This window comes from Rhodocyclus purpureus (assembly GCF_016653115.1).
GTDB lineage: Bacteria > Pseudomonadota > Gammaproteobacteria > Burkholderiales > Rhodocyclaceae > Rhodocyclus > Rhodocyclus purpureus.
In genome coordinates this window covers 54491-73808 of the sequence record NZ_NHRX01000018.1, presented here as the reverse complement: position 1 = coordinate 73808, position 19318 = coordinate 54491, and the positions used below count along the sequence as shown (strand labels likewise).

Annotated in this window: 17 protein-coding genes; 4 read left to right on the top strand and 13 right to left on the bottom strand. The window is 66.7% G+C overall.

Features of this window, described 5'->3' with window-relative positions; all coding sequences use genetic code 11:
• Nucleotides 1-44: 44 nt before the first annotated feature.
• From CCR84_RS03830 to rlmE, 5 genes are all read right to left on the bottom strand, one after another.
• Nucleotides 45-1031 (bottom strand): PstS family phosphate ABC transporter substrate-binding protein, encoded by a 987-nt coding sequence (locus CCR84_RS03830; protein ID WP_201209831.1) that lies wholly within the window; start codon nt 1029-1031, stop codon nt 45-47.
• Nucleotides 1032-1094: 63 nt separating this feature from the next.
• The gene (glmM, locus tag CCR84_RS03825) at nt 1095-2471 is read right to left on the bottom strand and encodes a phosphoglucosamine mutase (protein ID WP_201209830.1); all 1377 of its coding nucleotides are present in this window, start codon (nt 2469-2471) and stop codon (nt 1095-1097) included.
• Nucleotides 2472-2584: 113 nt separating this feature from the next.
• Entirely contained in the window at nt 2585-3406 is an 822-nt protein-coding gene (gene folP / locus CCR84_RS03820; protein WP_201209829.1) for a dihydropteroate synthase, read from the bottom strand.
• Nucleotides 3407-3764: 358 nt separating this feature from the next.
• Nucleotides 3765-5654 (bottom strand): ATP-dependent zinc metalloprotease FtsH, encoded by a 1890-nt coding sequence (ftsH, locus tag CCR84_RS03815; protein WP_274610774.1) that lies wholly within the window; start codon nt 5652-5654, stop codon nt 3765-3767.
• A gap of 101 nt (nt 5655-5755) precedes the next feature.
• Nucleotides 5756-6376 carry a 23S rRNA (uridine(2552)-2'-O)-methyltransferase RlmE gene (rlmE, locus tag CCR84_RS03810; protein ID WP_201209819.1) on the bottom strand — a complete coding sequence of 207 codons (621 nt, stop codon included), beginning with the start codon at nt 6374-6376 and terminating at the stop codon, nt 5756-5758.
• Here rlmE and CCR84_RS03805 point away from each other — a divergent pair.
• Complete coding sequence (locus CCR84_RS03805) at nt 6354-6797, top strand: YhbY family RNA-binding protein (RefSeq protein ID WP_242508518.1); 444 nt, start codon at nt 6354-6356, stop codon at nt 6795-6797. The two genes, rlmE and CCR84_RS03805, sit on opposite strands and share 23 nt — an antisense overlap.
• A gap of 134 nt (nt 6798-6931) precedes the next feature.
• Here the strand turns inward: CCR84_RS03805 and CCR84_RS03800 are convergent, their stop codons facing one another.
• The 6 genes from CCR84_RS03800 to CCR84_RS03775 all read right to left on the bottom strand — a co-directional run bounded on the left by CCR84_RS03800 (nt 6932) and on the right by CCR84_RS03775 (nt 13885).
• The gene (locus CCR84_RS03800) at nt 6932-7420 is read right to left on the bottom strand and encodes a DUF4149 domain-containing protein (protein ID WP_201209817.1); all 489 of its coding nucleotides are present in this window, start codon (nt 7418-7420) and stop codon (nt 6932-6934) included.
• A 3-nt stretch (nt 7421-7423) separates the two neighbouring features.
• Nucleotides 7424-7900 (bottom strand): transcription elongation factor GreA, encoded by a 477-nt coding sequence (gene greA, locus CCR84_RS03795; protein ID WP_201209816.1) that lies wholly within the window; start codon nt 7898-7900, stop codon nt 7424-7426.
• Nucleotides 7901-7968: 68 nt separating this feature from the next.
• Nucleotides 7969-11175, bottom strand: coding sequence for a carbamoyl-phosphate synthase large subunit (gene carB / locus CCR84_RS03790; RefSeq protein WP_201209815.1), 3207 nt, complete (start codon nt 11173-11175; stop codon nt 7969-7971).
• Nucleotides 11168-12349, bottom strand: a complete 1182-nt coding sequence (gene carA / locus CCR84_RS03785; RefSeq protein WP_338052560.1) for a glutamine-hydrolyzing carbamoyl-phosphate synthase small subunit — start codon at nt 12347-12349, stop codon at nt 11168-11170. The genes carB and carA overlap by 8 nt, the downstream gene beginning before the upstream one ends.
• 326 nt (nt 12350-12675) lie before the next feature.
• Complete coding sequence (dapB, locus tag CCR84_RS03780; RefSeq protein ID WP_201209812.1) at nt 12676-13482, bottom strand: 4-hydroxy-tetrahydrodipicolinate reductase; 807 nt, start codon at nt 13480-13482, stop codon at nt 12676-12678.
• A 1-nt stretch (nt 13483) separates the two neighbouring features.
• Nucleotides 13484-13885, bottom strand: coding sequence for an outer membrane protein assembly factor BamE (locus tag CCR84_RS03775; RefSeq protein WP_338052559.1), 402 nt, complete (start codon nt 13883-13885; stop codon nt 13484-13486).
• Nucleotides 13886-14174: 289 nt separating this feature from the next.
• On the opposite strand from CCR84_RS03775, the gene fur reads away from it, so the two are divergent.
• A complete protein-coding gene (gene fur, locus CCR84_RS03770) occupies nt 14175-14645 on the top strand; it encodes a ferric iron uptake transcriptional regulator (RefSeq protein ID WP_201209810.1) in 471 nt (156 codons plus the stop codon).
• Between the two features lie 86 nt (nt 14646-14731).
• Entirely contained in the window at nt 14732-15295 is a 564-nt protein-coding gene (locus CCR84_RS03765; RefSeq protein ID WP_201209806.1) for a TMEM165/GDT1 family protein, read from the top strand.
• Nucleotides 15296-15612: 317 nt separating this feature from the next.
• On the opposite strand, the gene recN is transcribed toward CCR84_RS03765, so the two are convergent.
• Both recN and CCR84_RS03755 read right to left on the bottom strand, forming a co-directional pair.
• The gene (recN, locus tag CCR84_RS03760; RefSeq protein ID WP_201209805.1) at nt 15613-17265 is read right to left on the bottom strand and encodes a DNA repair protein RecN; all 1653 of its coding nucleotides are present in this window, start codon (nt 17263-17265) and stop codon (nt 15613-15615) included.
• Nucleotides 17266-17292: 27 nt separating this feature from the next.
• Complete coding sequence (locus CCR84_RS03755) at nt 17293-18222, bottom strand: NAD kinase (protein ID WP_201209804.1); 930 nt, start codon at nt 18220-18222, stop codon at nt 17293-17295.
• 70 nt (nt 18223-18292) lie between these two features.
• Here CCR84_RS03755 and hrcA point away from each other — a divergent pair, with 70 nt between their 5' ends.
• Nucleotides 18293-19315 carry a heat-inducible transcriptional repressor HrcA gene (gene hrcA, locus CCR84_RS03750; protein ID WP_201209803.1) on the top strand — a complete coding sequence of 341 codons (1023 nt, stop codon included), beginning with the start codon at nt 18293-18295 and terminating at the stop codon, nt 19313-19315.
• Nucleotides 19316-19318: the final 3 nt, after the last annotated feature.

Below are 19318 nucleotides of genomic sequence, written 5' to 3'. Positions count from 1 at the left end.
CCCCGGGCATGGGCCCGAGGGTGTTCGCGTCATGGATGCTGGAATTACTTGGCTTCCAGCTTCATCAACTGTTCGATCGTGGTGCCGACCTTGTTCTCGCCACCGAACTTCGTTCCCTTTACGCGCTTGGCGAAGTGCTCGAGGTTGTAGGCGTAGGCCTTGGCCGGCAGCGAGACGTACTTCACTTCCTTGGTCAGCGCCTCGGCGTTCTTCATGTAGAACTCGACGAACTCCTTGACCTCGGGCTTGTCGGCCGACTTGGCATTGACGTAGATGAAGATCGGACGCGCCAGCGGCTGGTAGCTGCCGTCGATCACCGTCTGCATCGACGGAGCAACCGCGGGCTTGCCCTCGCCGGCGACGATCGGCACCGCCTTCAGCTTGGCGCGGTTTTCCTCGTAGTAGGCGTAGCCGAAGAAGGCCAAGCCACCGATGTCACGGGTGACGCCCTGGACCAGGACGTTGTCGTCTTCCGAGGCGGTGAAGTCGCCGCGGCTGGACTTCGACTTGCCGTTGATCGCTTCGGTGAAGTAGTCGAAGGTGCCCGAGTCGGCGCCGGCGCCGAACAGCTTCAGCGGACGGTCAGGCCAGGCCGGGTTGATCTGCTTCCAGCTGGTGATCTTGCCTTGCGCCGCCGGCTCCCACATCGTCTTCAGTTGCTCGACGGAGAGCGACTTGACCCAGTCGTTCTTCGGGTTGATCGCGACGGTCAGCGCGTCGTAGGCGATCGGCATCTCGATGTATTCGACACCCGCCGCCTTGCAGTCGTCGATCTCCTTCTTCAGGATCGGACGTGAGGCATTGGAGATGTCGGTCTCGCCGCGACAGAACTTCTTGAAACCGCCGCCGGTGCCGGAGATGCCGACGGTCACATTGACCGTGTTCTTCTTGGCTTTCTGGTATTCCTCGGCGACCGCCTCGGTGACCGGATACACGGTCGAAGAACCATCGATCTTGACCACGGGGGTGGCCAGTGCCGACGTGGAAACGGCGAAACCGGCCAGGGCCAGTGCAGCAGCGATTTTATTCATGTTCGACTCTCTCTCAAGACACTGCAAGGAAGCAGTACAGGCGCGGAGTCTAGCGATCGATTGTTACGCGTCTGTTACATGTCCACCGACGGCCTCGCGCACTGCGCCCGCCAGCTTCTGCGCTGCCGCCTCGACCCGTTCGGCGTCGCGGCCTTCGACCATCACGCGCAAGAGCGGCTCGGTCCCCGATGCGCGCAGCAGCAGGCGCCCCTGCCCTTCCAGCTCGGCCTCGACCTCGCGCTGCACGGCAAGGATGTGCGGGTGATCGCGCCAGGCGAAGCCCTTGGCCAGCGGCACGTTGATCAGCCGCTGCGGATACAGGGTGAAGCTGCCGAGCAGCGCGCGCAGGTCGCCACCGGAACTGCGCAGCGCCGACAGCACCTGCAGCGCCGAGACGATCCCGTCGCCGGTCGTGTGCTTGTCGAGGCAGAGGATGTGCCCTGAATTCTCGCCACCGAACAGCCAGCCGCGCTCGACCAGCATCTCGAGGACGTAGCGGTCGCCAACCCCGGCACGGGCGAAGGGGACGCCGAGCTCGGCAAAGGCGTGCTCGAGCGCGAGGTTGCTCATCAGCGTGCCGACGACGCCGGCGACCGGCCCCTGCTGCAGGCGGCTCTTCACGATCGCGTAGAGGAGCTGGTCACCGTCGTAGATCGTGCCGTCGGCATCGACCATCATCACCCGGTCGCCGTCGCCGTCGAGCGCGATGCCGAGATCGGCGCCCTCGGCCAGCACCGCCTTGCGCAAGGCCAGCGGTGCCGTCGCGCCGACGCCGTCGTTGATGTTGAGACCGTTCGGCTCGGCGCCGATGCTGATCACGTCGGCGCCCAGTTCGTGCAGCACGTGCGGCGCGATGTGATAGGCGGCGCCATGCGCGCAGTCGACGACGATCTTCAATCCGCGCAGGTCGAGGTCGTTGGGGAAGGCGCTCTTGCAGAACTCGATGTAGCGCCCGGCAGCGTCGTCGATGCGGCGCGCGCGCCCGAGTTGTGCCGACTGGACGCAGTGCATCGGCGCCGCGATCCCGGCCTCGATCTGCGCCTCGACCGCGTCGGGCAGCTTGGTCCCGTGCGCCGAGAAGAACTTGATCCCGTTGTCGTAGTAGGGGTTATGCGAAGCCGAGATGACGACGCCGGCCTGCAGGCGCAGCGCGCGCGTGAGATAAGCAACCGCCGGCGTCGGCAGGGGCCCGACCAGGCAAACGTCGACACCGGCAGCGGCAAAGCCGGCTTCCAGCGCGGCCTCCAGCATGTAGCCGGAAACGCGGGTGTCCTTGCCGATCAGCACCGCCGGCCGCTCGCCGGTCCGGATGTGGCTACGCTCCTGATCGACGAGCACGCGGCCCGCCGAATAGCCGAGCCGCATCACCAGTTCGGGCGTGATCGGCGCCTCGCCAACGCGACCACGAACACCATCCGTTCCGAAATACTTGCGCATCACTGTCTCCCGTCCGGGCTATCGGCAAAGGGCGACATCATACGCAAACATCGCGCGTTTGGCATCGGCAGGCCGCGCCGGTAATGGCGCGGCGGTAGGCGCCGCGCCTTGCCGCCTCAGCCAGCGTCGACCGCGCGCCAGACCGCCAATGCGTCGCGGGTCGCGGCGACGTCGTGCACGCGCAAGATGCGCGCGCCGCGCTGCGCGGCGATCAACGCTGCGGCGACGCTCGCCGGCACGCGCGCATCGACCGGCCTGCCGGTCACCGCACCGAGCATCGACTTGCGCGACATGCCGGCCAGCACGGGCAGGCCGTCGATCGCGAACTCCGGCAGGCGGCGCAGCATCGCGTAGTTGTCGCCGACGGTCTTGCCGAAACCGAAGCCCGGGTCGAGGACGATCCGGCTGCGCGCGATGCCGGCCGCGTCGGTCGCCGCCAGACGCTGCGCGAGGAAGTCGCGCACCTCGCCGACCAGGTCCGCGTACTGCGGATTGTGCTGCATGTCGACAGGCTGCCCCTGCATGTGCATCAGGCAGACGCCGACGTCACTCGCGGCGACCACCTCCAGCGCCCCCGGCCGGCACAGCGCCTCGATGTCGTTGATCATCGCCGCGCCGGCGGCGATCGCCGCTCGCATCACCTCGGGCTTGTAGGTGTCGATCGACACCGGAACCCCGCAGTCGGCGAGCCCTTCGAGCACCGGCAGGAGGCGGCGCAGTTCCTCGTCGAGCGGCGTCGGCGGCGCCCCCGGGCGCGTCGATTCGGCACCGAGGTCGAGGATGTCGGCACCGGCGGCGATCTGCGCATGCGCATGCGCGAGCGCCCGCTCGGCCGCGACGCCGTCACCGGAAAACGAGTCCGGCGTCAGGTTGACGATGCCCATGATCAGCGGGCGATCGAGTTCGAGGGAAAATTTACCGCAATCGAGTCGGGACATTGCTTTGCTTGTGCTTGGGTTGATTGAGGGCCCCCGCTGACGGGGACCAAGGTAAAACTGCGTGTAGCCTGAACGCGGTCCGGTCAAGCCTGCTCGCGCATGAGCGCGCCGCGACGAGTTTCCGTCCTCGGGCCGGCGACGGCAGCGCACACGCGGCGGATGGCCTCGGCCGTCGGCGCAAGCCACGCTCGTGGACGATCGCCGATTCGCGCCTTACGGCGCTCCCACATCCGCTGCCAAGTCGGCCATCTGCGCCACAAAGACAAAGCGCCCCGGCGCGGTCGATACCGCTTCCGGGGCGCTCCTACGGGGACGGCATGCTTGATTCTTGCGAATCAAGTGTCCCGTCCCCGATGCCTCAGGCCGGCGCGGTGGCGCTCGGCGCCGCGCCCGGGGTGCTGCTGCCGGCGCCGGGCTTGGCGGGAGCCGACATCTGCGACGGCTTCGGCGGACGCGGCGGGCGGCCGGCCATGATGTCATCGACCTGCTCGGCGTCGATGGTTTCCCATTCGAGCAGCGCCTGCGCCATCGCTTCGACCTTGTCACGATTGGCTTCGAGCAGGCTGCGCGCGAGTCCGTACTGCTCGTCGATGATGCGGCGGATCTCGGCGTCGACCTTCTGCATGGTCGCTTCGGAAACGTTCTTGTGCGTGGTCACCGAGCGGCCGAGGAAGACCTCGCCTTCGTTCTCGCCATAGACCATCGGGCCGAGCACGTCCGACATCCCGTAGCGGGTGACCATGTCGCGCACCATCTGCGTCGCGCGCTCGAAGTCGTTCGAGGCGCCGGTGGTCATCTGGTTCATGAACAGCTCTTCGGCGATGCGACCACCGAAGAGCACGGCGACGCGGCTCATCAGGTACACGCGGTCGTAGGCGTAGCGGTCCTCCTCGGGCAACTGCATGGTGACCCCGAGCGCACGCCCGCGCGGGATGATCGTCACCTTGTGCACCGGGTCGGACTTCGGCACCAGCTTGGCGACCACCGCGTGGCCGGATTCATGGTAGGCGGTGTTGCGCTTCTCTTCCTCGTTCATGACCATGCTGCGGCGCTCGGCGCCCATCATGATCTTGTCCTTGGCCTTCTCGAAGTCGTCCATGTCGACCAGGCGCTTGTTGCTGCGTGCGGCGAACAGCGCGGCCTCGTTCACGAGGTTGGCGAGGTCGGCCCCCGAGAAGCCGGGCGTGCCGCGCGCGATGATGTCGGCCTTGACGTCGGGCGACAGCGGCACCTTGCGCATGTGCACGAGCAGTATCTGCTCGCGGCCGCGGATGTCGGGCAGCGGGACCACCACCTGGCGGTCGAAGCGGCCCGGACGCATCAGCGCCGGGTCGAGCACGTCGGGACGGTTGGTCGCGGCGATGACGATGATCCCCGTCTGTCCCTCGAAGCCGTCCATCTCGACCAGCATCTGGTTCAGGGTCTGCTCGCGCTCGTCGTTGCCGCCACCGAGGCCGGCGCCGCGCTGGCGGCCGACCGCGTCGAGTTCGTCGATGAAGATGATGCAGGGCGCCTGCTTCTTCGCCTGCTCGAACATGTCGCGCACACGCGCCGCACCGACGCCGACGAACATCTCGACGAAGTCGGAGCCCGAGATCGAGAAGAACGGCACCTTCGCCTCACCGGCGATGGCCTTGGCGAGCAGGGTCTTGCCCGTACCGGGGTTGCCGACCAGCAGCACGCCCTTCGGGATGCGCCCGCCGAGCTTCTGGAACTTGGACGGGTCGCGCAGGAAATCCACGAGCTCGGAGACTTCTTCTTTGGCTTCGTCGCAGCCGGCGACGTCGGCGAAGGTCACCGTGTTCGACGATTCGTCGAGCAGGCGCGCCTTGCTCTTGCCGAAGGAGAACGCGCCACCGCGTCCGCCGCCCTGCATCTGGCGCATGAAGAACACCCAGACACCGATCAGGATGAGCATCGGGAACCACGAGACGAAGACGCTCATCAGCACCGAGGGTTCTTCCTCGGGGCGCGCCTCGATCTTGACGTTGTTCTTCAGCAGATCGGAAACCATCCACAGGTCGGCCGGCGCGTACGACGAGATCTTCTTGCCGTCGGTCGTCGTCGCCTTGAGCACGCGGCCCTCGATCACCACCTTGGCGATCCGCCCCTCCTCCACCTCGGCGATGAATTCGGAGTACTCCATCGGCGTCTGCGTGGTCTGACGGTTGTTGAACTGGTTGAAGACCGTCATCAGGACCAGACCGATGACCAGCCACATCGCCAGGTTCTTGAACATGTTATTCAATGCGATACCTCTTTCAGGTTGCGGCACGGGAAACACCGCACGGACCGGCAACAACAGCCGGAATCTCTCATTCTAAACCCATTTTCCGCCCGTACACGGGATCAAGCCTTCAATCCCTTGCCCAGCAGGTAGGTTTCCGAACTTCGATCGCGCGATGCGTCGGGCTTGCGCGTGGCGACGGTCTTGAAAGTGCTCCTCATGGCGCGGACGTAATCGTCGAATCCGTGCCCTTGGAATACTTTGACCAGAAAAGCCCCGTCGGGTTTCAGCCAGTTCCGCGCAAACTCGAGCGCCAGTTCGCACAGGTACATCGCCCGCGCCTGATCGGAGATGGCGATACCCGATATATTGGGGGCCATGTCGGAAAGCACAAGGGCGAGTTTTTCACCGGCGAGCGCGTCCTCGAGTTGCTGCAAGACCTCGTCCTCGCGGAAATCGCCCTGGATCACGGTGACACCGGCCAGCGGCGTCATCTCCAGGAGGTCGAGCGCGAACACCCGCCCGCGCCCCTTGAGCCGCTGCGCGACGACCTGCGTCCAGCCGCCCGGGGCGGCCCCGAGGTCGACAACGGCCTCGCCGGGGCGAATCAGGTGGTCGCGGTCGTCGATTTCCATCAATTTGAAGGCTGCGCGCGAGCGGTAGCCCTCGGCCTTCGCGCGCTGCACGAAGCTGTCGTTAACATGCTCGCGCATCCATGCCTTGCTCGTTCGCGTTCGCGCCATAGTTCAGAACCCGTTAGAATCCATGTTTTGCGGCCAATCCTTCCTGCCCATGTCCATCCCCACGCTTACCGCCGATCAACGCCGCGCCCTGCGCGCCCGCGCCCACGCCCTCAATCCCGTCGTCTCGATCAGCCAGAACGGCCTGTCGGAGGCCGTGATGAAGGAGATCGGCACCTCGCTCGCCGCCCATGCCCTGATCAAGATCCGCGTCTACAACGACGACCGCGAAGAGCGGGAGCGTTATCTTGCCGAAATCTGCGAACATTTCAATGCCGCCCCAGTCCAGCACATCGGCAAGTTGCTGGTTGTCTGGGACCCGGCTGCTGCAGCCCGCCAGGAAGCCGCAGCGAAAGCGACCGCCGCGCGCATCGTCCGCCGCCAGCCGCCGCGGCGCAACAAGCGCAGCTTCCAGAACGACTGAAAACGCCGAAGTCGGCGGCACGTTCGCGGCGGCCGCCGCTCCCACGAAAAGTGCTCCCGCGCTGGCTGAAGCTGCCGTGGGAGGGCCGTAAGGCCCGCATCCGGGATTCGAGGACGTGCGTCGGGCGACGACCATCAGCGCCGCGTGCGCCCGCCGGTGCGTGCGCCGGCAAGCACCACCATCGCCGCGCCGAGCAGGCTCTGCACCAGGTAGAGGATGCTGGAGACACCATGCCAGGTGGCGAAGCGATCCTTCAACAGGACATCGACCGCAGCGGCGACCGCTTCGCGTGCCGCGGCCTCGGCCTTGATCTGCGCGATCAGCGGCTGCACGCCGAACTGCCCGACCAGGGACAGCAGCAGCATCAGGAACGGCAGCCAGAACAGCGCGCGGCGAAAGGCGCCGAGGCGGTGAAGCAGCAGCTGGTAGAGCAGGAGGTAAGCGGCGCTGCCGATGCCGATCCAGCCGATCAGCGAGAACAGCCGGCCGGCGACGTTGCCGGCGAGCTGGCGGTCGGGGAGGACCGAGAAAAGCGTCGGCGCGACCAGGTAGCCGATGCTCCACAGCCCGCCGACCCACAGGGTCAGCAGGAGCCAGAAGAGTGCGTCGCCGAGTCTGCGCACCGCTTACTCGTAGCGGATGTCGAGGATTTCGTACTCGCGCATGCCACCGGGCGCCATCACCTGCGCGACGTCACCGGCGAACTTGCCGATCAGCGCGCGGGCGATCGGTGAATTGACCGATACCTTGCCGGCCTTGATGTCCGCCTCGTCCTCGCCGACGATCTGATAGGTCGCCGCTTCGCCGGTATCCTGATCCTCGATGTCGACGGTGGCGCCGAAGACGCAGCGCCCGCCGGCGTCGAGCAGCTTCGGATCGATGATCTGTGCGTGCGAGAGCTTGCCCTCGACCTCCTGGATGCGGCCTTCGACGAAAGCCTGCCGTTCCTTGGCCGCGTCGTACTCGGCGTTTTCGGAGAGGTCACCGTGCGCGCGCGCTTCGGCGATCGCCGCGATCACCGCCGGCCGCTCGATGGTCTTCAGTTTGTGCAGTTCGGCGCGCAGTCTTTCGGCACCGTTCAGCGTCAATGGAACCTTGCTCATGGGGGATCACCAAAACAAAACCGCCGCCAGCCGGCGCGTTTGCAGGCTGGCGGCGGTTGAAGAGTGGATCAAACGAGCTGCGCGTGCAGCTCCTGGATGGGATAGACGACGAGTTCGCCGCTGTTGCGGATGCCTTCGGCAGCGGCTTCAGCGCCCCAGATGGTCGTGTAGCTGGTGACGCGGGCGGCCAGACCCGAGGTGCGGATCGAGCGCGAGTCGTTGATCGCCTGGCGCTTCTCGTCGACGGTGTTGATGATCAGCACGATCTCGTTGTTCTTGATCATGTCGACGATGTGCGGACGGCCCTCGACCACCTTGTTCACCGGCGTCACCGGGATGCCGGCGGCGGCGATCGCCTTCGCCGTGCCGCGCGTGGCGACGATCAGGAAGCCGGCCTCGTGCAGGTCGCGCGCGACGGCGACGGCCTTGCCCTTGTCGGACTCCTTGACGCTGATGAAGACCTTGCCCGAACTCGGCAGACGCACGCCGGCGGCGAGCTGCGACTTGAAGAAGGCCTCGGCGAAGCTGACGCCGACCCCCATCACTTCGCCGGTGGACTTCATTTCCGGGCCGAGGATCGTGTCGATGCCGGGGAACTTGTTGAACGGGAAGACCGCTTCCTTGACCGAGAAGTAAGGCGGGATGACCTCCTTGGTCACGCCCTGGTCCTTCAGTTTGCGCCCGACCATGCAGCGCGCGGCGATCTTCGCCAGCTGCAGTCCGGTCGCCTTGGAAACGAAGGGCACCGTGCGCGAGGCGCGCGGGTTCACTTCGAGCACATAGACTTGGTCGCCCTGGATCGCGAACTGCACGTTCATCAGGCCGACGACGTTGAGCGCCTTGGCCATCGCCGCGGTCTGCCGGCGCAGTTCCTCCTGGATCTCGCCGGACAGCGAGTAAGGCGGCAGCGAGCACGCCGAGTCGCCCGAGTGCACCCCGGCCTGCTCGATGTGCTCCATGACGCCGCCGATGATCACTTCATCGCCGTCGGAGAGCGCATCGATGTCGACCTCGCAGGCATCGTTGAGGAAGCGGTCGAGCAGCACCGGCGAGTCGTGCGAGACCTTGACCGCCTCGCGCATGTAGCGCTCGAGGTCCTTCTGCTCATGCACGATTTCCATCGCGCGGCCGCCGAGCACGTACGAGGGACGGACCACCAGCGGATAGCCGATCTCGTCGGCCAGGCGCAGGGCGTCGGCCTCGGTACGGGCGGTGCGGTTGGGCGGCTGCTTCAAGCCGAGCTCATGCAACAGTTGCTGGAAGCGCTCGCGGTCCTCGGCGGCGTCGATCATGTCCGGGCTGGTGCCGATGATCGGCACGCCGTTGGCTTCGAGCGCCAGCGCCAGCTTCAGCGGCGTCTGGCCGCCGTACTGGACGATGACGCCGACCGGCTTCTCGACGGCGACGATTTCGAGCACGTCCTCGAGCGTCAGCGGCTCGAAGTAGAGGCGGTCGGAGGTGTCGTAGTCGGTCGACACGGTCTCCGGGTTGCAGTTGACCATGATGGTCTCGTAGCCGTCCTCGCGCATCGCCAGTGCCGCATGCACGCAGCAGTAGTCGAACTCGATGCCCTGGCCGATGCGGTTCGGTCCGCCGCCGAGCACCATGATCTTCTTCCGGTCGCTCGGGTTCGCCTCGCACTCTTCCTCGTAGGTCGAGTACATGTAGGCGGTGTCGGTCGCGAACTCGGCGGCACAGGTATCGACGCGCTTGTACACCGGACGGACGCCGAGCGCGTGGCGGCGCTCGCGCACGGCCTGCTCGGTCGTGCGCAGCAGGTGCGCCAGACGACGGTCGGCGAAGCCCTTGCGCTTCAGGAAGCGCAGTTCGTCGGCCGAGATCGAGGCGAGTTCGCGCTTCTCGACCGCGAGTTCGAGGTCGACGATCTCCTTGATCTGTTCGAGGAACCACGGATCGATCCGGGTCAGCTCGAACACCTTGTCGATGCTCATGCCGACGCCGAAGGCATCGGCGACGTACCACAGGCGGTCGGGGGTCGGACGCGCCAGTTGCTCGTCGATCGTCTCCGGGTCCACCGTCTTCAGGTTGAAGCCGTCCACGCCGACCTCGAGCCCGCGCAGGGCCTTCTGCAGAGATTCCTGGAAGGTGCGGCCGATCGCCATCACTTCCCCGACCGACTTCATCTGCGTGGTCAGCGTCGAGTCGGCCTGCGGGAACTTCTCGAAGGCGAAGCGCGGCACCTTGGTGACGACGTAGTCGATCGACGGCTCGAACGACGCCGGCGTCTTGCCGCCGGTGATCTCGTTGGCGAGTTCGTCGAGCGTGTAGCCGACCGCGAGCTTGGCGGCGACCTTGGCGATCGGGAAACCAGTGGCCTTGGAAGCGAGCGCCGACGAACGCGACACGCGCGGGTTCATCTCGATAACGATCATGCGGCCGTCGTCGGGGTTGATCGAGAACTGGACGTTCGAACCACCCGTATCGACGCCGATCTCGCGCAACACCGCGATCGACGCGTTGCGCATGATCTGGTATTCCTTGTCGGTCAGCGTCTGCGCCGGCGCCACCGTGATCGAGTCACCGGTGTGCACGCCCATCGGGTCGAGGTTCTCGATCGAGCAGATGATGATGCAGTTGTCCGCCTTGTCGCGGACGACTTCCATCTCGTATTCCTTCCAGCCGAGCAAGGACTCCTCGATCAGGAGTTCGCTGGTCGGGCTGGCTTCGAGACCGCGCTTGCAGATCTCGACGAATTCTTCCTGATTGTAGGCGATGCCGCCGCCCGAGCCGCCCATGGTGAACGACGGACGGATGATCGCCGGGAAGCCGATCATCGCCTGCACCTGCTGCGCCTCTTCCATCGAGTGCGCCGTCGCCGAGCGTGCCGAGCCGAGGCCGATCTTGGTCATCGCCTGCTTGAACTTCTCGCGGTCCTCGGCCTTGTCGATCGCCTCGCGCGAGGCACCGATCATCTCGACGCCGAATTTCTCCAGCACGCCGTGGCGTGCGAGGTCGAGCGCACAGTTCAGCGCGGTCTGGCCGCCCATGGTCGGCAGCAGCGCATCGGGACGCTCGCGTTCGATGATCTTCTCGACCACCTTCCAGGTGATCGGCTCGATGTAGGTGACGTCGGCCATCTCCGGGTCGGTCATGATCGTCGCCGGATTGGAGTTGACCAGGATGACGCGGTAACCCTCCTCGCGCAGCGCCTTGCACGCCTGCGCGCCGGAGTAGTCGAATTCGCAGGCCTGACCGATGACGATCGGGCCGGCGCCGATGATGAGGATGCTCTTCAGGTCTTCGCGCTTAGGCATTTTTCGCCCTATTGTCTTGCATCAGCTTGATGAATCGGTCGAACAGGTAGGCCACGTCGTGCGGGCCGGGGCTCGCCTCGGGGTGTCCCTGGAACGAGAACGCCGGCACGTCGGTACGCTCGATGCCCTGCAGCGAGCCGTCGAACAGCGAGACGTGCGTCGCGCGCAGGTTCGCCGGCAGCGACTGTCCATCGACCGCGAAGCCGTGGTTCTGGCTGGTGATCAGCACCTGGTTGGTGCCGAGGTCCTTGACCGGATGGTTGGCGCCGTGGTGGCCGAACTTCATCTTCAGCGTACGCGCACCGGAAGCGAGTGCCAGCAGTTGGTGGCCGAGGCAGATGCCGTAGGTCGGGATCTTCCTGGCGAGCAGCTCCTGGATCGCCGCGATCGCGTAGGTGCAGGGCTCGGGGTCACCGGGGCCGTTCGAGAGGAAGACGCCGTCGGGATTCAGCGCCAGCACGTCGGCAGCCGGGGTCTGCGCCGGGACGACGGTGACGCGACAGCCGCGGTCGCTCAGCATGCGCAGGATGTTGCGCTTGACGCCGAAGTCGAAGGCGACGACGTGGAAGGACGAGGCCGGAGCCGCCTGGTAGCCCTGCAGCGTCCACTCGCCGGCGCCCTTGCCGGCGGCCGCGCAGGTGTTCCACTCGTAGGCCGCATCGACCGAGACGACCTTGGCGAGATCCATGCCGGCCAGACCGGGGAAGGCCTGCGCCTCGGCGATCGCGGCTTCCGCGTCTTCGCCGGTGAGGATGCAACCGGCCTGGGCACCCTTCTCGCGCAGGAGACGGGTCAGGCGGCGCGTATCGACGCCGGCGATGGCGACGACACCGTGGCGCTTGAGGTACGAAGACAGGTCCTCCTGCTTGCGCCAGTTCTGCGCGCGGGCAGGCAGGTCACGGATGACTAGGCCGGCGGCGTGGTTGGCGGCCGACTCGAAGTCTTCGTCGTTGCAGCCGACGTTACCGATATGCGGATAAGTGAGGGTGACGATCTGCCGGCAGTAGGAAGGATCGGTGAGGATCTCCTGGTAGCCGGTCATCGCCGTGTTGAAAACCACCTCGCCGCTGACACGGCCGGTGGCGCCGATGGCATGTCCACGAAAGAGCGAACCGTCGGCCAGGGCCAGAATCGCGGGTGGGAAATCGGGATGCAGGGTGGGGGACGACGACACGAATCACTCCTGTTGATGCGATTGGACGCGCAGCCCGGAGAATGGCGGGCTTTAGATACGCAAAAGCGGAAGGGCTCGCAGCCCTCCCGCTTACATCCAAACGGACCGGGTAATTATAGCCGAAAAGCACCCCTCACGGCAACGCGGGCGCCGCCAAGGCCCGCGCGAGCCGAGGCGCAGGCGCCCTTGACGCCCGATCATTCGCCGCAACGCCGCTGCTGCGCACGCGTTCCCGGCTGCCGCCGCTCCCACGAAAAGCTCCCGCGGCATCGGAACCGCCGTGGGAGGGGCGGAAGGCCCGAATCGGTGACCGATGCAAGCCGGATTCAGCGCAAATTCAGCACGTCCTGCATGTCGAACAGCCCGTTCTTGCGACCGGCGAGGAAACGCGCGGCGCGCAGGCTGCCGAGCGCGTAGGGCATGCGGCTCGCCGACTTGTGCGTGATCTCGACGCGTTCGCCGTCACCGCAGTACATCACCGTGTGGTCGCCGACAATGTCGCCGCCGCGCACCACCGAGAAGCCGATCGTTCCTTCCTCGCGCTCGCCGGTGACGCCCTCGCGCGCATAGACCGCGCAGTCCTTGAGCGTGCGCCCCTGCGCCTGCGCGATCACCTCGCCCATGCGCAGCGCGGTGCCCGAGGGCGCATCGACCTTGCGCTTGTGGTGCGCCTCGAAGACCTCGATGTCGTAGCCCTCGGTCATGATCCGCGTCGCCATGTCGAGCAGCTTGAAGACGACATTCACGCCGACGCTCATGTTCGGCGCGAAGACGACCGGAATCTCCTGTGCCGCGTCGGCGATGGCCTGCTTGCCGGCGTCGTCGAAACCGGTGGTACCGATCACCGCAGCGACGCCGTGCCGGCGGCAGATCGCCAGGTGCTGCAGCGTCCCTTCCGGACGCGTGAAATCGATCAGGCAGTCGGCTGCGGCGATGCCGGCTTCGACGTCGCTCGTGACGGCCACGCCGGCGTGCATGCCGATCGCCTCGCCGGCGTCACGGCCGATCCCGGGCGTACCCTCACGATCGATCGCGGCGACCAGCACCGCCTCGCTGTCCTTGAGCGTCGCCTCGATCAGCATCCGCCCCATGCGCCCGCAGGCGCCAACAATCGCAATCTTCACCGCACTCACCTCACAAACCTACCTTTTCCAGAATCTTGCCGACGAAGCCGCGCTCCTCAGCAGGCGGCAGCGTGGCCCCTTCGGCCAGCGAGCCGAGATCGATCACCCGCGAACGCTCGGCCGGTTCGCCCTGCGCATCGAGCGCAGTGGCCGGATCGACGTCGCCCGCGACGCGCGCGAGACGCCCGTCGGCACCAAAATAAACCGTGAATTTCCGCGCCTCGACCTCGTTGGTCTTGCCCTTGCGCAGCCGGTAGACGTAGTCCCAGCGATCGGCATGGAACATGTCGACCAGGAGGGGTGTCCCGAGGATGTAGCGCACTTGATCACGGGTCTGTCCCGGGCGCAGTTGCGAGACCATCTCCTGGGTCAGCACGTTGCCCTGCTGGATGTCGATTCGATACTCGGTCACCAGTTTCGGGACGGAGGAGCAGCCGGAAACAGCTGCCAACAGGAGGGCGGCGCCCAGGAATCGCGTTGAAATCATGCGCAGAAGAGCTCAGGTGTGATGGGCAAGGGATCGGTCGGGAAAGCGGCCGCGCGCGGCGGCGTCTTGCGAAAGATTCTCCGTTGGAGAGTTCTCCCCCGCTCGGCGGTCCGATATCATAACCGAAAACCCGCGACCGACGCCCCGCGCAGGAAGCCCTGCACGCCGGGCTTCGTCCACCGCGATCCACCACGATCCGCCGACAAGGAAAACGATGAGCACGCCAGAAGAGCTCCGGAGCCTGGGACTGAAAGCCACCACGCCACGCCTGAAGATCCTTGAACTCTTCGAACGCTCGAGCGTGCGCCACCTCGCCGCCGAGGACGTGCATCGCATCCTCGTCGCCGAAAACGTCGACATCGGCCTGGCGACGGTCTATCGGGTATTGACTCAGTTCGAGCAGGCCGGCCTGCTCGAACGGCACCACTTCGAATCGGGCAAGGCGGTCTTCGAGAAGCACCTGGGCACACACCACGACCACCTGGTCTGCGTCGACTGCGGCCGCGTCGAGGAATTCTACGACGCGGAAATCGAGCGCCGGCAGACGAAGATCGCCAAGGAGCGCGGCTTCGCCATCCAGGGGCACGCACTCTACCTCTACGCCGAGTGCCGGAAACCCGACTGCCCGCACCGCGAATCGGGTAACGCCCGCTCCGTGGACGCCGGGCCGGGCGCTGACGACTGAACCCGCGGCGGCCTTCGCCGCCCCCTCTCCCAACGACCTGCACTGCCGCACGGTGCGCACCGCGCGCTCCGCCCTCGCCAATCCCCATGGAAGCCTTCATCACCTCGACGCTGCTCGTCGCGCTCGCCGAAATCGGCGACAAGACGCAGCTACTCTCCTTCGTCCTTGCCGCGCGGCTCAGGCGGCCGCCGGCGATCATCGCCGGCATCCTCGTCGCCACCCTCGCCAATCACGGTCTGGCCGGCTCGCTCGGCGCCTGGATCGCGTCCTTCTTCAGCGCGGAAGCACTGCGCTGGACCACCGGCATCCTCTTCATCGTCTTTGCCGCATGGACGCTGAAACCCGACGAACTCGACGAGGACGAAGCGCCGGCAGTCGGCCATGCTGGCGCCTTCATGACCACGCTGGTGGCCTTCTTCCTCGCCGAGATGGGCGACAAGACGCAGTTCGCGACCATCGCGCTGGCGGCGCGCTTCGACGCGCTGGCCTCGGTCGTCGCCGGAACGACCATCGGCATGATGGCCGCCAACGTGCCGGCGGTGCTGCTCGGCGAGAAACTCGCCGGACGGCTGCCGCTGACCGCCATCCGCTGGACCGCGGCGGGCGTGTTCGCGCTGACAGGGGTATGGACCCTGCTCGCCGGCGGCTGAGTCGGCGCCGAAAGCGCACCACGTGGCACCGCGTAGATCGGGTCAAGGTGAAACTGCAAAGGGATGAAGCAAAGGCGCTGCCCCGGAGCAGCAGCCCGTCATCGCGAGCCCGCAGGGCGTGGCGATCCAGTTCGTGGGGGAGTTCAAGATTCACCCACGTCTATCTGCAACGCCGCAAGTACAGATGAACGAACTGGATTGCCACGGCGCTACGCGCCTCGCAATGACTGAATGTCGGCGAACGGGCTCGGGTCATGCTCCGGGGCGGCGGAACTCGCCATGACCGTCAGCGAAGCGTAAGCCGACACCTCGCTCGCTCAGTCCCCGAGCATCTCGCGCGCGTGCTGCCTGGTGATCGCGGTGATCTCGACGCCGCCGAGCATGCGCGCGATTTCCTCGACGCGGCCGTCGGCGTCGAGTTGGACGAGGCGGCTGCGGATGCCGTCTTCGCAGCGCTCCTTGACCACGCGCCACTGCCAGCCGGCACGCGCGGCGACCTGCGGCAGGTGGGTGACGCAGAGCACCTGCCGGCCGTCGCCAAGTTCGCGCAGCAGGCGGCCGACGACTTCGGCGACGCCGCCGCCGATGCCGACGTCGACCTCGTCGAAGACCAGCGTCGGCACCTGCGCCGCCTGGCTGGCGATGACCTGGATGGCGAGGCTGATGCGCGACAGCTCGCCGCCGGAAGCGACCTTGGCCAGCGAGCGTGCCTCGCCGCCGGCGAGCCCGGCGATGCGGAACTCGACCTGCTCGTTGCCGTTGGCGCTGCCCGCGGCGATCGGCAGCAGGGCAATCTCGAAGCGCCCTCCCCCCAGCGCCAGCTGCTGCATGACGCGGCTGACCGCGCTGGCCAGCCGCTCGGCGGTCTCGCGCCGCGCCGCGGAGAGGCGGTCGGCGAGTTCCTGGTAGTGCGCCTGTCCAGCGGCGACGCGCGCGTCGAGCGCCGCCAGATCGGCAGCGTCACCGATCTCGGCCAGCCGCGCGCGGCCGCCGACCAGGAGCGCCGGCAGTTCCTCGGGCGCGACGCGGTACTTGCGTGCGCAGTCGAGGGTCGCCTCGATGCGCCGCTCGATCTCGGCCAGGCGCTGCGGGTCGAGGTCGATGCGGTCGGCGTAACGGCGCAGCTGCGAGGAGGCATCGGCCAGTTCTGCCTGCGCCGAGCGCAACAGACCGGCGATCTCGGCGAGCGCGGGATCGACCTCGACCAGCGCGTCGATGCGCTCGCTGGCGCGGTCGATCTGCCGCGTCGCTCCTTCGCCCGAGTCGTCGTCGGCGATCAGGGCGAGCGCGCCGCGCACGCCGTCGATCAGTCCGGTCGCGTGCGCGAGGCGCCGGTGTTCGTGGTTCAGTGCCTCCCACTCGTCGGCGGCGAAGCCGAGGCGTTCGAGTTCGCGCACCTGCCAGTCGAGCCGCTCGCGCTCGGCGATCAGCGCCTCGGCGTTTTCGAGCGCGGTCTGCCGCGCCGTGACCGCAGCGCGCCAGGCGCGATGCGCGGCAGCGACCTCGGCACGCAGCCCGTCGAGTCCGCCGTGCGCGTCGACCAGCGCGCGCTGCGCCTCGGCGCGCAGCAGCGACTGGTGCGCGTGCTGACCGTGGATGTCGACCAGCGATTCACCGACCTCGCGCAGTTGCTGCAGCGTCGCCGGCGAACCGTTGATGTAACCGCGCGAGCGACCGCCGGCGTCGATCAGGCGGCGCAGGAGCAGCGACTCGCCGACGTCGAAGTCGTTGGCGACGAGCCAGTCGGCGACTGGCGGCGAGAGGTCGAACTCGGCGCTGACCTCGGCGCGCTCGCAGCCGGAGCGGACGACGCCGCTGTCGACGCGCTCGCCGAGCGTGAACGCCAGCGCGTCGACCAGGATCGACTTGCCGGCGCCGGTCTCGCCGGTGAGCGCCCCGAAGCCCAGGTCGAATTCAAGGTCGAGCCTATCGACCAGGACAAAATCTCGAATCGTCAGACGATGCAGCATGATCTCGGCGAAGGATGAGAAGGTGGATCAGGAGTTCGGCGCCCGCCCCTGCGGGCTTTCGCTCCAGTGCAGCTTGGCGCGCAGCATCGCGAAATAGCTGTAGCCGGGCGGGTGCAGGAAACGGATCGAATGGCCGGAGCGGCGGATCAGCACGCGGTCGTCGGGCCGCAGATCGACGGTCAGCTGGGCGTCGAGGTGGGCGCGCGCCGACGAAGCCTGCGCGATGCGGATCGTGATCTCGGCGCTGTCGCCGATGATCACCGGCCGGTTGGTCAGCGCGTGCGGACAGAGCGGCACCAGTGCGATCCCGGAGACCTGCGGGTGCAGGATCGGACCGTTGGCCGACAGCGAATACGCGGTCGAACCGGTCGGCGTGGCGACGATCAGCCCGTCGGCGCGCAGGTTGTAGATGAACTCACCGTTGATGAACAACGCGAACTCGATCATGCGTCCGATCTCGCCCTTGTCCACCACGACCTCGTTGAGCGCGAGACCGCCGGCGACGCGCTCGCCGTCGCGCAGCACCTCGCACTCCAGCAACATGCGCGTCTCGGGGAGAAAGCGTCCGGCGAGCAGTTCGTCGATGCGCTCGATCATCTCGCTGCGCGCGATATCGGTCATGAAGCCGAGCCGGCCCTGGTTCACCCCGACCAGCGGCGTCGCGAAGGGCGCGAGCTCGCGCGCGGTGTGCAGCATCGTCCCGTCGCCGCCGAGGACGATCGCGAGGTCGGCTTCGGCGCCGATCGCGGTAAAATCGCGTTCCGGCCAGCCGGCAAGCTCGCCGCCGGCTGCCGAGCGCGCGGTGCCCGCCTCGACCAGGATCCTGATCCCGCGCGCTTCGAGGTAGCGGGCAAGGACCGCGAGCGAAGCCGAGGCTTCGGGAGTTGCAAACCTGCCGATCAGGGCGATGGTCTGCGGCGATTGGGGAGCGTCTGCGAGGGCTGAACCGGTTTCCATGCGCCGAATTAAACCACAAACGCATGCATGGGCCCCGCGGCAGGCACATTTTTTGTAGAATTCGGCCTCTATGCTCGACGATCGCTCGCGAATCCTTCTCAAAACGCTCATCGAGCGCTACATTGCCGACGGCCAGCCGGTCGGCTCGCGCGCGCTCTCGAAGTTCTCCGGGCTCGATCTTTCCGCGGCGACGGTGCGCAACGTGATGGCCGACCTCGAGGAGAGCGGCTTCATCGCCAGCCCGCACACCTCGGCCGGACGCGTGCCGACCGCGCGCGGTTACCGCTTCTTCGTCGACACCCTGCTCACCGTGCAGCCGCTCGAGCAGCACAAGATCGACGCCATCGAGGTCAAGCTGCACCCTTCGCCGCCGCAACAGCTGATCAGCAACGCCTCGCAGCTCCTCTCGGGACTCACCCACTTCGCCGGCATCGTCCTCGCGCCACGGCGCCTCTCGCCGCGCATCCGGCAGATCGAGTTCGTCAGCCTGTCCGAAAAGCGCATCTTGCTGATCCTCGTCACCGCCGACGGCGACGTGCAGAACCGCATCCTTTGCCCCGACCGTAGCTACTCGCAGGCCGAACTGGTCACCGCCGGCAATTACCTGAACCAGTATTTCGCCGGCCAGAACTTCGACGCGATCCGTAGCAAGATCAAGGACGAGATGCTGCAGCTGCGCGGCGACCTGCAGGGACTGATGGCTGCGGCACTGGCCGCTGGCGACGAGGCGCTCGCCGCCCCGGGTGGCGAGTACGTCCTCTCCGGCGAACGCAACCTGCTCGACGTCGAGGAATTCACCTCCAACATGAAGCGCCTGCGCGAGCTGTTCGACCTCTTCGAACAGCGCACGGCCTTGATGCAACTTCTCGATCTGTCGAGCCGTGCCGACGGCGTGCAGATCTTCATCAGCGGCGAGTCGGGCCTCGCACCGCTTGACGAATGCAGCGTCGTTACTGCACCCTATGAGGTTGACGGTCGTATCGTCGGCTCGGTCGGAGTCATCGGGCCAACCCGAATGGCATACGAGCGTGTCATTCCGATCGTCGATATCACGGCGCGGCTGCTGTCGTCCGCCCTTACACAACAGGCTTAAGCT